A 13,695-nucleotide genomic window follows, 5' to 3' on the forward strand; every position below is an offset into this window, starting at 1 on the left:
GGCGGGCCGCCGTGGATCCGCGGCTCCTTCAACCATCACGAGAATGGGAACGTCCGGCTGGCGTGGCAAGCCCGACTCGCGGTCACTCCGCCGCGAGACCCTCGGTGAACTGCAGCCGCGCGAGCCGCGCATAAAGCCCGCCCTGGGCCACGAGCGCGTCATGCGTGCCCTGCGCCACCACCTGCCCATCCTCCAGAACGACGATGCGGTCGGCCCGCTTCACCGTCGCCAGCCGGTGCGCCACGATGATCGTGGTCCGGTCGCGCGACAGCGCCTCGACCGCCTGCTGGACCGCGCGCTCGCTTTCCGCATCGAGCGCGGAGGTCGCCTCGTCCAGAAGGAGAAGCGGCGCGTCCCGCAGGATGGCGCGGGCGATGGCGATCCGCTGCTTCTGCCCGCCCGAGAGCATGACCCCCCGTTCGCCGACGAAGGTGTCGTAGCCCTGCGGCAGCGCCATCAGGAAGTCGTGCGCGGCGGCGGCGCGGGCGGCGGCCTCGATCTCGGCCTCCGTGGCGTCGGGGCGGCCGAAGCGGATGTTGGCGCGGGCGGTGTCGGCAAAGATCACCGGATCCTGCGGCACCAGCGCGATCTGCCGCCGCAGGCTGTCGCGCGACATCGTCCGCAGGTCCACCCCGTCGATCCGCACGGCCCCGTCCTGCGGGTCCCAGAACCGCTGGATGAGCTGGATCACCGTGGTCTTCCCCCCGCCCGACGGCCCGACCAGCGCGACCGTCTCGCCCGGGCGGATGGTGAGCGAGACCCGGCTCAGGGCGCTGCGGTCGGGGCGGGTCGGATAGCGGAACGTGACGTTGTCGAGCGTCACCTCGGCAGTCGCGAGGCTGGGGGCGGGCACCGGGGCGGGCGGGTCCTGGATGGTGTCGGCCAGGTTGAGGAGCTCGACCAGGCGCTCCGTCGCGCCGGCGGCGCGCTGCACCTCGCCCCAGACCTCGGTCAGGGACCCGACCGCGCCAGCGACCATGACCGCGTAGATCACGAACTGCACAAGGCTGCCGATGGTCATCGCGCCCGACTGCACGTCGCGCGCGCCCACCCAGAGCACGCCGACCACGCCCGAGAAGATCAGGAAGATGACGATGGCCGTCATCACCGCCCGGACCCCGATCCGCGCCCGGGCCGAGTCGAAGCTCTTTTCGGTCAGGTCGCGGAAGCGCAGCCGGGTCGGCGCCTCGGCGGTGAAGGCCTGGACCGTGGTCGCGGCCAGCAGGGATTCGGAGGCCGCGCCGGAGGAGGCCGCGATCCAGTCCTGGTTCTCGCGGCTCATGCGCCGCAGCCGGCGGCCCAGCACCACGATCGGGATCACGATCGCCGGCACGATCAGCAGCACGAGCCCGGTCAGCTTGGCCGAGGTCAACAGGAGGAGCACCAGCCCCCCGAGCAGCATCAGCAGGTTGCGCAGGGCGACCGATACCGAGGAGCCGATGACCGAAAGGATCAGCGTCGTATCGGTGGTGATGCGGCTCAGCACCTCGCCGGTCATGAGCCGCTCATAGACGGCGGGGCTCATGCCGATCATGCGGTCGAAGACGGCGGCGCGGATGTCCGCGACGACCCGCTCGCCCAGCCGGGTCACGAGGTAGTAGCGCAGCGCCGTGCCCAGAGCGAGCACGGCCACGATGGCCAGCGCCGCCCCGAAGTACTGGTCGAGCAGCTGCGTTTCCGCGACGCCGAAGTGATCCACCACCCGCCGCACGGCGATCGGGAGCATGAGCGACACGCCCGCGGTCAGCACCAGCGCGCCCAGGGCAAGGATCATCATGCCGAGATAGGGCCGCATGAAGGGCCAAAGGGCGGCCAAGGCTCCCACGCGGCGGGACGGTGCGCGGTCCTCGAAGGAAGGGCGTGGGGCTCGGGCCATGGTCGGTCTCTCCTGAACGGCGCGGGCATACGCGCGTGCCACCCACCGTGGCAAGGCTCGGCGCCTGCGGCGCAGCGTCCTAGCTTCGTCGCGGGGAGGACGGGACCGGATCGCCCTGCCTGGAATGCCCGGGCTCGGCGGGCTGGCGCGTCAGCTTCCAGCCAGGACCGAAAGCTCCATGGTCTGCTCCTCACCTCCGCCGGTCGCGAAGGTCACCTCCACCCGGTCGCCCACCGCATGGGCGTCGAGCGCCGCCAGCAGGTCATCGAGCGTGGCCACGGGCTCCCCCCCGAGTTCGGTGATCACGTAGCCGGGCCGCACGCGCCCGTCCCGAAGGATCTGCGCCGGCTCCACGCCCTCCTGCGCGGCCTCGGAGCCACGGTCCACATCCAGCACGATGGCCCCGGGCAGGCCCTGGCGGTTGATCGCCGCGTTGATGCGCGGGTCGAAGGTGAGGCCAAGGGTCGGCGGCGTGTAGCGCCCGGAGCGGATCAGCTCGGGCACGACGCGGGCGACCGTGGCGGCCGGAATGGCGAAGCCGATCCCCGCGCTTCCCCCCGAAGGCGAATAGATCGCGGTGTTCACCCCGATCACCTGCCCGGCCGAGTTCAGCAGCGGCCCGCCCGAGTTGCCGGGATTGATCGCGGCATCCGTCTGGATCAGCCCGCGCCGCACCGTTCCGGCCTGATCCGAGGGCAGTTCCCGTTCCAGCGCCGACACGATGCCGGTGGTCAGCGTCCAGTCGAGCCCGAAGGGATTGCCGATGGCCAGCACGCGCGAGCCGACCAGCGGGGGCTCGGGCGCGGCCAGCGTCAGCGGCGTCGGCAGGTCCTGACCGTCGATCTGGAGCACGGCCAGGTCATGGATGGTATCCCGCCCCACGAGGCTCGCGTCGAAGGCGCGGCCGTCGGCAAGCTGCACCGAGGCGGCCGAAGCGCCTTCGATGACATGGGCGTTGGTCACGACATGGCCCTGGTTGTCCCAGAGCCATCCCGATCCGGTTCCGAGCGGCACCTCGCCCGCGTTGCGCCCGAAGACGTCGCGCTGGGAGGTCGAGGTGGAGATGGCAACGACGCTGTCCCGTGCCGAACGGAAGAGGTCGATGGTCGCGGCCTCGTCCGATCCTTCCGGCGCGACGGTGATCACAGGGGCGGGCGACGCCGGCGTGAGCGCGGTGACCTGCGGCTCCCGCTGGCCGAGAAGGCTGGCGCCCTCGAACCCCAGACCCAACCCCAGGCCCAGCGCCAGGGCCACGACCACCGCAACGAAGAGCCCGCGCACGACCCGCCCCCGATCCCGTGAGGCACGGCCGGGCCCGACTGGAAGGACCCTTGACCCGCGCCATGTTCCCCCGTGAACCTAGCCATATCCACGGCCGCCTCAAGTGATCCTTCGAAGCGACGCCGGCCCATCCAAGGAGATTCACTTGCGTCCCGCCCTCAGTCTTGCCGTCCTGGCCCTTGCCCTGCCCGCCGCCGCCCAGGCCCTGTCCTGCGGCAACGACGCTTCGGGCTTCGAGGCCTGGAAGCAGGAGTTCGCCCAGGTCGCCGGCGCCAATGGGGTCGGAGAGAGGGGTCTCGCGGCGCTGGCCGGCGCGAGTTACGCCACCCGGACCATCGACGCCGACCGCAACCAGCACTCCTTCCGTTATCCCCTGGACGAGTTCATGCGGATTCGCGGGGCCGATACCATCGTGTCCCAGGGCCGCCGCATGCTCGCCGACAACCGCGATTTCTATACGTCGCTCGAGAACGCCTATGGCGTTCCCGCGGGCGTGCTCATCGCGATCCACGGCATGGAAACGGGCTTTGGCAACTTCATGGGCGATTCCAACGTGGTCTCGGCCATCACCACCCTGGCCTACGACTGCCGCCGCCCGGAGTTCTTCACCCCCCACGCCCTGGCCGCGCTGGCCCTGGTGGACCGGGGCTGGGTGTCGCCCGAGTCGATCGGCGCGCGGCACGGGGAGTTGGGCCACACCCAGTTCCTGCCGGGCAACATCCTTCAGTACGGGCAGGATGGGAACGCCGACGGGCGCGTGGACCTGACGGACGTGGCAGATGCCATGGCCTCGACTGCGAACTTCTTCCGCCAGAAGGGCTGGCAGCCGGGGCTGGGCTTTCAGGAGGGTGAGCCGAACTACCCGGTGCTCCAGCAGTGGAACGCGGCGACCGTCTACCAGCAGGCCATCGCCCTGATGGCGGCCCGCATCGAGGGCTAGGCGCCGCGCAGGCCCGGGCCTACGCGGGCGCGCTGCGACAGTTCGGAAATGTCGTGCTGCAACGCGGAACCCTGCGGGGCCTCGCAGGTTCGGGAAGGCTTCCGGACCGGAGAATTCCATGTTGCCTTCCCAGACGTCAGATCCCTTCGCCCATCGGCCTTCCGGCCCTGCGGAGGCTGGGCGATGACCGGCCCGCAGGGACGGACGACCTGGGGGGCGACGCTGGAAGGAGACGGGCGCGTGCGCTTCCGGCTCTGGGCTCCTGCGGTCGATGGGCTGTCGCTCCGGATCGAGGGACAGGACCGCCCCATGGACGCCCAGGAGGATGGCTGGTTCGAGCTTGCGGTCCCGGGCCTGCGGCCGGACACCGACTACGCCTTCGTGCTGCCCGACGGCCAGGTCGTCCCCGACCCGGCCGCGCGGGCCCAGGCCGCCGATGTCCATGGGCCGTCTCGCCTCGTGGACTCCGGGGCCTATCGGTGGCGCACGACCTGGGCCGGGCGCCCCTGGCACGAGGCCGTCCTCCACGAGATCCACATCGGAACCTTCACGCCCGAGGGCACCTTCGCGGCGGCCAAGCGGCATCTGCGCCATCTCGCGGAAACGGGTGTCACGGCCATCGAGATCATGCCGATCGCCCAGTTTCCGGGGAATCGCGGCTGGGGCTATGACGGCGTGTGCCTCTACGCCCCGCACCGGGCCTACGGCACGCCGGACGATCTGCGCGACCTCGTGGATACGGCGCACGAGCACGGCCTGATGGTCCTGCTCGACGTGGTCTACAACCACTTCGGGCCCGAGGGGAACTACATCGGCCTTTACGCGCCCGACTTCTACGACGAGGCCCGCCACACGCCGTGGGGCGCCGCCATCGCCTACGAGCGGGATCCCGTGCGGCGCTTCTACGTGGAGAATGCCCTCTATTGGCTGACCGAGTTCCGGCTCGACGGCCTGCGGCTCGATGCCATCGACCATGTGCGCGATCGCACCGACCCCGAGATCCTGGTCGAGATCGCCCGGCGCATCCGGGCCGAGATCACCGACAGGCCGATCCACCTCACCACCGAGGACAACCGGAACGTCACCCACCTCCACGAGCGTGGTCCGGACATGTCGGTGCCCCTTTATTCCGGCGAATGGAACGACGATTTCCACAACGTGGCCCATGTCGTGGCCACGGGGGAAAGCGAAGGCTACTATCTCGATTTCGCGCGGGATCACTGGCGCCTGCTGGCCCGGTCGCTGGCCGAGGGCTTCGCCTTTCAGGGCGAGGTCACGCCGCAGACGGGCCAGCCGCGGGGTCAGCCGAGCGGGCATCTTCCGCCGACGGCTTTCGTGGACTTCCTTCAGAACCATGACCAGGTCGGCAACCGCGCCTTCGGCGAGCGGCTGGCCACCCTGACCAGCCCCCCGATGCTGCGGGCGCTGACCACGATCCTGCTGTTGTCCCCGCACATCCCGCTGCTGTTCATGGGCGAGGAGTACGGCGAGACGCGGCCGTTCTGCTATTTCACCGACTACGAGGGCGACCTTGCCGACGCCATTCGCGAAGGCCGCCGCAGGGAGTTCGCCGATTTCGCCGCCTTCGCGGGGGGAGGAGAGGCGCTGTCCCATGTGCCCGACCCCAACGCCGCCTCAACCTTCGAAGCCTCCAAGCTCGACTGGGGCCGCTGCGGACAGCCCGAGGGTCAGGAACGGCTCGCGGAGGTCCGGGACCTGCTGGCGCTGAGGCGCGAGTTCATCGTTCCTCATCTCGCCGGAACAGGACCGGGCTCTGGGACGGTGCTGTCCTGGGAGGATGGAGCGGTCGCAGTGGACTGGCAGCTGAACGGCGCCCTCCTGCAACTGCGCGCCAACCTGGGCGCGACGCCCTGCCCGCTGCCCCCGGCGCGAGGAAGGCTCCTCATCGCGACCTCGGAGGGACCCGCGGCCAAGGCCCCGCCCCTGTCGGTCGCGGTGCATCTTCTGCGTCAGGACGGGGCCGCGGCCACGCCCATGCCTGTCTGATCCTCCGGGGCGGGTCCGGGCCACGTTTGCCCGCACGAGACGGCGCCTTCGAACGCAGGGCCGCAGGGCGATTTCGGCGTGGAACGGACCCTAAGTTTATTCCGCTCCGGGAACGATCCTGGCACCGCGCGACTACGAGGCTCCGCCCCTGGACCGGGCAACCGACGAGGCGCTGCGTGGCGTCATCGCACGTCGCAAGGGTGCGGCGGACGACATGTGGCCTTGATCCCGCCCCTCCACCAGGGGCCGGTGGTCCGGTCGGGCGCTCGGATCGCGAAGGGTCAGAGATCCTTCACGAGCCGGAGCGCATCGTAGATCGCCGCGTGCGTGTTCCGCGCGGCCACGGCGTCGCCGATCCGGAAGACACGGAACCGGCCTTGGGGGTTGTTGAGCACCCTTTGGGGCATCCCGGTGGCCAGGGCCTCGTAGTCCACCTCGCCCGCGTTCGAGGACAGCGCCTTCAGCTCGAAATAGACCTCGTCGAGCGGACGGGTGCCATGGTTCACCACGACCTGGTCCACCACCCGCTCGCGCGTCGTGTCGCCATAGTCCGAACCCAGCGTGGCCAGGAGCTGGTTGCCCTGACGCTCGACCCGCGTCAGCCGCCAGGTGACGGTGAAGGTGGTGTCGCGCCGCTGGAGGGAGCGCATGTAGGGCACGAGGTTCATGGCCATGACCTCGGGCGCGAAGGCACGGTCGGGGGTCACGATCTCGACGCGCGCGCCAGTGGCCGCGATCATGTCGGCCGCCTGGAGCCCGGCATGGTCGCCCGCGTCATCGTAGACCAGCACGTTGGACCCGGGCCGCACGTCGCCCGACAGGATGTCCCAGGCCGAGACCACGAGGTCGTTGCCCTCCTCCAGCACCTCGGTATGCGGAAGGCCGCCGGTGGCAACGATCACCTCGTCGGGTTCGGAGGCCAGCACGGCCTCCGCGTCGGCCAGGGTGTTGAAGTGGAAGCGCACGCCGCGCTTCTCGCACTGGGCCATGCGCCAGGCGACGATGGAGATCATCTCGCGCCGCCGCTCGCTCTGCGCGGTGAGGCGGATCTGGCCACCGGGCTCGTCGGCCGCCTCGAAGACGGTGACCTCGTGCCCGCGCTCGGCGGCCACGCGCGCGGCCTCGAGCCCCGCCGGGCCCGCGCCCACGACGGTGATCCGCTTGTGCCGCGAAGCGGCGGGGATCGTCTGGGGCATGGTCGTCTCGCGGCCCGTGGCCGGGTTGTGGATGCAGAAGGCCGCCCCGCCCTGGTAGATGCGGTCGAGGCAGTAGTTCGCGCCCACGCAGGGCCGGATGTCGTCCTCGCGCCCTTCCAGGATCTTCCGCATGATGTGCGGGTCGGCCATGTGCGCCCGGGTCATCCCCACCATGTCCAGCTTGCCGGAGGCAATGGCGTGCCGCGCGGTGGCGAGATCGGGGATGCGCGCCGCGTGGAAGGTCGGAAAGCCCGTGGCCGCCTTGATCTCGCCCGCGAAGTCGAGATGCGGGGCGCTGGGCATGCCCTGGATGGGGATCACGTCCGTCAGCGCGGCATCCGTGTCGATGCGGCCGCGGATGACATTCAGGAAGTCCACCAGCCCGCTGCTCTTCAGGCGATAGGAGATCTCGAACCCTTCCTCGCGGGTGATCCCGCCCGGCGTCCCTTCATCGCCGGTGTAGCGGACACCGACGATGAAGTCCGGTCCGCAACGCTCGCGCACGGCCTGGAGCACGTCGAAGGTGAAGCGCAGGCGGTTGTCCAGGGAGCCGCCATAGGGCGCCTCAAGGTCGTTGGTCAGCGGCGACCAGAACTGGTCCAGGAGGTGCCCATAGGCCTCGAACTCGATGCCGTCGACGCCCGCGGCCTTCATCCGCTCGGCCGCGTCCGCGTAGTCGCGGATGATGCGGGCGATGTCCCAGTCCTCCATGCGCTTGGGGAAGGCGCGGTGCGAGGCCTCGCGCTCGTGCGAGGGCGAGACCACGGGCAGCCAGTCGCCTTTGTCCCAGCGCGTCCGCCGCCCGAGGTGGGTCAGCTGGATCATCACCGCCGCGCCGTGGTCGTGGCATTCGTCCACGAGCTGGCGCATCCAGCCTACGACCTCGTCCTTCCAGGCCAGGATGTTGTTGAACACCGGCGGGCTGTCCCGCGCCACCGAGGCCGACCCCGCCGTCATCGTCAGCGCGATTCCCGCCTTGGCCCGCTCCACATGGTAGGCGCGGTATCGCTCCTTGGGCATCCCGTCCTCGGGATAGGCGGGCTCATGGCTCGTGATCATGACGCGGTTGCGCAACGTCAAGTGCTTGAGCTGGAACGGCTGGAGAAGGGGATCTTGATGCATGGGGAGGCGTCCGGGCCGAAGGGGATGGCAAAGGGCTAGACCCGAATGTTCACATGTGTCAAGAACAAGGTCACGAGTGACCAGCCGTTGGACATCCCCGTCAGCCCTGGCCGCCGCAGGGCCCTTGCACGTGACACGGGGGGAGCATGTCCTTGAACGAGACCGGATGGCGCGGATCGGCTGACGCCTGGCTCGATGCGGCCTATCAGGCCCTGATCGAGGGTGGCGTGGAGGCTGTGAAGATCCTGCCCCTGGCCCAGCGCCTCAACATCTCGCGCACGAGCTTCTACTGGTTCTTCAAGGACCGCGAGGAGCTGCTGGCCGCCCTGGCCGATCGCTGGGCGGGCAAGAACACCGGCAGCCTGCTGGCCGCCACCCAGGCCTATGCCGAGAGCGAATCCGAGGCGATGCTGAACGTCATCGGCTGCTTCCTCGACCCGGAGGGCTTCGACGCCCGATTCGAGTTCGCGGTGAGGAGCTGGGGGTTGCAATCCCCCGGCATGACCGGGCGCGTCGCCCAGGCCGACCGTGAACGGCTGGCCGCCTTGACGGACATGCTGCAGCGCTGGGGACATGCCCCGCTGGATGCCGACGTGCGCGCCCGGACCATCTACCTGGTCCAGATCGGCTACATCTCCCTGCAGTCCGAGGAAACGCTGGGCGAGAGAATGCGACGCATCCCCACCTACGTGGAAATCTACACCGGCCGGAAGCCCGAGCCGAGGGAGCTCGCGCGCTTTCATGCAAGGCATGGTTATGTTCCTGAAACGGCGGACCTGACGTGACGCGGCTGGGGATCGTCGGCGCGACTGGCTGGCTGGGCAGCGCCCTGAGGCGCGGCGTCCTGGACGCCGGACTGGTGCCGGAGACCGACCTCGTGCTGCTGAACCGCAGCGGGCCGCGGCCCGACTACCACGGGCGAGCCCACGTCACCTGGGCTTCGGACCTGGCCGACCTTGTCGCCCGGACCGATGTGATCGTCCTGGCAGTGAGGCCGCAGGATTATGCGGCGCTGAACCTGCGTGCGCCAGGACGGCTCGTGGTATCCTTCATGGCCGGGGTCCCCCTGAGCGCACTGGAGCTGACAGGCGCCCGCATCGTTCGCGCGATGCCCAACGGGGCGGCGGCGCTTGGGCGCTCCTACACGCCCTGGCTGGCCGGAGCGGACGTGACCAATGCCGACCGGACCTTCGTTCGGGTGATGCTGGCCGCGTTCGGGCAGGAGGATGAGGTCGCTTCCGAGGCCCAGATCGATCTGCTGACGGCGCTGTCGGGCTCGGGGGCGGCGTATCCGGCCCTGATGGCGGCGGCGCTGCTGGGGGAAGCCCGGGCGGCGGGATTGCCCGAGCCGGTGGCCCGGCGTGCCGTCGAAGCGGTCGTCTGCGATGGCGCCGATCTTCTGCGAGGGCGCATCGAATCGGCTCCGGAGATGGTGGGCACGTATCGGGCCTACCAGGGCACCACGGCGGCGGGGCTCGACGCGGCGGAGCGGGCGGGGTTCTCGGCTGCCTTGACCTCGGCGCTGCGCGCCGCCGCGGCGAAAGCCCTGCGGATGTGGCCCACCACCGAGTCCTGAACTTGCTCCACCGGTTGCAGCGTAGAAGGTCGGGAGCGGGATGAACGGACCACCTTGCCCCCAGCGGTCCGGGCAGGCCCCTAGGCAACCCCCACGGCGCTCCGCCCTGTCCGGGTCCCGTGCCCGGCGCGACCCGTGACAGGCCTCCCGAGCAGGCCGGCCGCCCAGATCCCTCGTCGGGCCATGTGACGTCGCCCGCTTCCGGAACATAGCCCGACCTCCATGTGGTCGGTTACGGCGCCGCCGGCCGACCTGACACCTCGGTGCATCACCGGAACGGGCCGCTCGGCACACCGGCATGAAGGAAGGCCAGCACGCTGCCTCGAACGCCTTCAACAGCTTCGTTGCCCGACGGTTGCTCGCGTCCGGACTTGCCGGGAGGCTGAACGCCCGAGTGGGAGTTCAAGGCGATAGTTCCCTAAAAGGCTGTGGCATTAGCCTGCCATTAATAGGAAGACCGCTCCTCTCGGCGCAGCAACGTCGACCGAGGTCCAAAGCATGAGCCGCATCCGAGAATTCGACAACAAGCTCACGATCAGGAAGCGCCTGGTCCTGGCATTCACGGTGATGGCCGCCCTCTCCGCCGGAGCCATGGCCCTGTCGACCTTCAGTCTCCTGTCCCTCAACGGGCGGGTTTCCTCCATGGTCGAGAACGATGTGGAACGGGTCCGGCTCAGCGAGAAGCTGCTTCTTGAGCAGATGCGGGTCCAGAAGCTCGTCCGCGAGCATATCCTGGTCAGCGATGCCGCCCTGAAGCAGCAGATCGAGCAGGACCTGTCCGTGTCCCGCTCCAAGAGCGACGAGGTCGTGGCCGAGCTGAAGCTCTTGGGGACCGACGACGACATCGCCGACCTCGATGCCTTCAACGACCTGCGGGCCCAGCTCCGGGCCGTCAACGATCGGGCCATCGCCCTGTCGCGCGAGAACAAGCTGGTCGAGGCCAGCGACCTCGTCGTGGCGAACGGGGTCGAGATCTGGAACCGGATGGAGCCGGCGCTCGACGACATCGTCAAGGAAAGCCAGGGCACCCTTCACGACAAGGACGTGGCGAGTCGCCAGATCACCTATCGCTCGCTCGCCATGCTGATGGTCCTCCTGTTGGTCTCGGTCGCCTTCGGGACCGTGAGCGCACGCTGGACCATCCGGATCATCTCGAAAGCGTTCTCAGATGCGCTCGACATGGCGCAACGCGTGGCCCGCGGCGATCTCACGGCCACGGCCACGATCGAAAGGACCGACGAGGCCGGCGAGGTCATGGGCAGCCTCAACGGCATGGTGCTGAGCCTCCGCACCATCGTGGAACGGGTGCTGGCCAGTTCCAGCCAGATGACCTCGGGGGCCGTGCAGCTTGCCGCCGCCGCCCAGCAGCTCACGTCCAGCGCGACAGAGCAGGCTGCTGCGACCGAAGAGGTCTCCGCCTCGGTCGAGGAGATCGCGGCCAACATCAAGCAGACGGCCTTCAACGCCTCCGAGACCGAGATCGTGGCCAAGCGGTCGGTGGACGAAACCCGTGGGTCGGGACAGTCCGCGGCGGAGGCGGTCCGGGCGATGACGACGATCGCCAAGAAGACCACCATCGTGCAGGAGATCGCGCGCCAGACGGACCTGCTGGCGCTCAATGCCGCCGTCGAGGCGGCACGGGCGGGCGAGCACGGAAGAGGGTTTGCCGTGGTGGCGTCCGAAGTTCGCAAGCTTGCGGAACGGGCGCGCGCGGCCTCCGAGGAGATTGGGGAGTTGTCGGAATCGACGGTCGAGATCTCGCGGAGCGCAGGCGACAAGCTGCAGGGGTTGGTCCCCGAGATCGAGAAGACCGCGAGCCTCATCAGCCAGATCACCCACGCCAACCAGGAACTCGCGACGGGCGCCGCCCAGATCACGACCGCCATCCATCAGATCGACGCGGCCGCCCAGCAGAACACCGCGACCGCCGAGCAGGTGGCCTCGACGGCTGGTCTCCTCGCCTCGCAGGCTCACGAGCTTCGGGCCTCGATGGGGTTCTTCCGGCTCCATGCCATGAAGGATCAGAACCAGGGCAGCGAGGCAGCGCCGTCCGGCACGAGCGCGACGGCCACTGCTGCGCCCTTCACGACGCTGCCGAGCCCGGAGGATGTACCGGCCAAGCCCCAGGAGCTCAGGCCCAACGTGGCGCGGCCGGCCCTCTCCCTGGGCTACGACTTCGTCCTGGCCGAGGGGGAGGATGAACTCGACCAGCAATTCCGTCGGACGGGTGCTTCCGGCTGAGGTCGGGATCGAAGCCGGCTCGACCGTTCGAGGCCTGACACCCGGCTACAACGCTCAAGGCCCGGTCAGGGAGATCCAGACCGGGCCTTCATCGACTTACTGGCAGGCCGCTCGCTTCGGATTCGTGACAATGCGGCCCACCGCGCGGATGACCTGCTACCCCCGGCCAGGCTGCTCTGGCTCCGGCCGCATCTCTCCGACCAGGGCCCAAGATGAGTCGGGCGACACATGCACCCGATTTCGGCCAGATCTCTTGGCCTCATAAAGGGCCGCATCCGAAGCCAGCAGCGCCGAGCCGAGCCGTGATCCCCCGGCGTGTCGAGCAAGGCCAGCCGAGATCGTGACAGGCCCGAGGGGCGTCGCGACAGCGGACTCGATGCTTTCGCGCAGGCGGTTCGCGATGCGAAGGGCTTCTGCTTGGTCGACCTCCGGGAGGACCAGGATGAACTCCTCCCCTCCGAAACGCGCAAGGACATCACTGGCCCGCAGCAGGGTGCCCGCGACGCCTGCGACACGACAGATGATCTGGTCGCCCATGTCGTGACCGAAGGCATCGTTGATCCGTTTGAACTGGTCGATGTCGAAATGAACGAGCCATCCTGCGGGCGATCTCATCAGGCGCCGCTCGGCTCCCCGTCTGTTCAATAGACCTGTCATCGGGTCGGTGTCCGCCTCGAGACGCGATTGGTCGACGTGGTCCGTTACGCGGTCCAGGAGCCTGTTCGTATGGTGCATGACTCGTCCGACCTCGTCGGCAAAGTCATCCGGCAGGTGGCCGGGATGCCGGCCCGCATCCCAGGACTCGAGATGCCGCGCGATGACGAGGAGCGGGCTGAGGATATTGCGCAGCGCCATCAGCGTCAGCAGAGTCCCGATCGCCGTGGCCATCACCATGACGACGATGGATGCCAGCGTCTCATGAAGCTCGCGGTCGAGCCCAAGGTCGACAAAGGCCAGGAGAGGGATCTGGATTCCGAGGCAGGCCAGGAGCAGCACCTTGGCCGCAAAGCTCGCAGGGAAGATCCGGGACATCAGGCGGTAGAGTTTCATCCGAAGACCGATGCATTGACTGCAAATCTCTGTCGGGCCTGACGCGTTGAAGTTCTGCTAATGGTTCAAATTCTGCTCATTCAGTCCCAACGATCACATCCGGGGCATTTGGACCCCGGGTGCATGGAGCAGGACTGAGCACATGAACCAGCGGCGCCTGGCCATGATCAGCGCAGACGTGCCTCCACGATTGCGCCCTCGCGATGATGTCCTTTCGACATCCCTCATCTCTCGACAAACTTCGGTCCAGCGAGGTGAGCGCCCCTGAAGATCGGGGCAACCACCGCCTTGATGCACAGGAGCCTCCGCCGACGCTGGTTCGGTGAGGGCGGCTCGACCGCCACGGGGCCCGCGATATCGCAAAGGTTGGTGTGCGTCAGTCCATCCGGTGGTCAACCCGCATAGG

Annotated in this window: 9 protein-coding genes; 5 read left to right on the plus strand and 4 right to left on the minus strand. The window is 68.9% G+C overall.

Going from position 1 to position 13,695, the window contains the following annotated elements:
- Positions 1-82 precede the first annotated feature (82 nt).
- Entirely contained in the window at positions 83-1,876 is a 1,794-nt protein-coding gene (locus J3P31_RS04535) for an ABC transporter transmembrane domain-containing protein (protein WP_210527203.1), read from the minus strand.
- A 150-nt stretch (positions 1,877-2,026) separates the two neighbouring features.
- Positions 2,027-3,157, minus strand: a complete 1,131-nt coding sequence (locus tag J3P31_RS04540) for a S1C family serine protease (protein WP_368373013.1) — start codon at positions 3,155-3,157, stop codon at positions 2,027-2,029.
- A gap of 145 nt (positions 3,158-3,302) precedes the next feature.
- Between J3P31_RS04540 and J3P31_RS04545 the strand changes: the two genes are divergently transcribed.
- Both J3P31_RS04545 and treZ read left to right on the plus strand, forming a co-directional pair.
- Complete coding sequence (locus J3P31_RS04545; protein WP_210527204.1) at positions 3,303-4,097, plus strand: lytic murein transglycosylase; 795 nt, start codon at positions 3,303-3,305, stop codon at positions 4,095-4,097.
- A gap of 183 nt (positions 4,098-4,280) precedes the next feature.
- Positions 4,281-6,104: a malto-oligosyltrehalose trehalohydrolase gene (gene treZ, locus J3P31_RS04550; RefSeq protein WP_210527205.1), complete on the plus strand. Its 1,824-nt coding sequence runs from the start codon at positions 4,281-4,283 to the stop codon at positions 6,102-6,104.
- Positions 6,105-6,385: 281 nt separating this feature from the next.
- Here the strand turns inward: treZ and hpbA are convergent, their stop codons facing one another.
- On the minus strand, positions 6,386-8,422 hold the full coding sequence (hpbA, locus tag J3P31_RS04555; protein WP_210527206.1) for an NADH:flavin oxidoreductase: 2,037 nt from the start codon (positions 8,420-8,422) through the stop codon (positions 6,386-6,388).
- 146 nt (positions 8,423-8,568) lie between these two features.
- On the opposite strand from hpbA, the gene J3P31_RS04560 reads away from it, so the two are divergent.
- The 3 genes from J3P31_RS04560 (at position 8,569) to J3P31_RS04570 (ending at position 12,239) form a co-directional block, all read left to right on the plus strand.
- Positions 8,569-9,207 (plus strand): TetR/AcrR family transcriptional regulator, encoded by a 639-nt coding sequence (locus tag J3P31_RS04560; protein ID WP_210527207.1) that lies wholly within the window; start codon positions 8,569-8,571, stop codon positions 9,205-9,207.
- Positions 9,204-9,998: a pyrroline-5-carboxylate reductase family protein gene (locus J3P31_RS04565; protein ID WP_210527208.1), complete on the plus strand. Its 795-nt coding sequence runs from the start codon at positions 9,204-9,206 to the stop codon at positions 9,996-9,998. The genes J3P31_RS04560 and J3P31_RS04565 overlap by 4 nt, the downstream gene beginning before the upstream one ends.
- Before the next feature lie 498 nt (positions 9,999-10,496).
- On the plus strand, positions 10,497-12,239 hold the full coding sequence (locus J3P31_RS04570) for a methyl-accepting chemotaxis protein (RefSeq protein WP_210527209.1): 1,743 nt from the start codon (positions 10,497-10,499) through the stop codon (positions 12,237-12,239).
- A 156-nt stretch (positions 12,240-12,395) separates the two neighbouring features.
- On the opposite strand, the gene J3P31_RS04575 is transcribed toward J3P31_RS04570, so the two are convergent.
- Complete coding sequence (locus J3P31_RS04575; RefSeq protein ID WP_210527210.1) at positions 12,396-13,289, minus strand: GGDEF domain-containing protein; 894 nt, start codon at positions 13,287-13,289, stop codon at positions 12,396-12,398.
- Between the last annotated feature and the right edge of the window lie 406 nt (positions 13,290-13,695).

Source organism: Rubellimicrobium arenae, assembly GCF_017916275.1.
In the GTDB taxonomy this organism is placed as follows: Bacteria; Pseudomonadota; Alphaproteobacteria; order Rhodobacterales; family Rhodobacteraceae; genus Rubellimicrobium; species Rubellimicrobium arenae.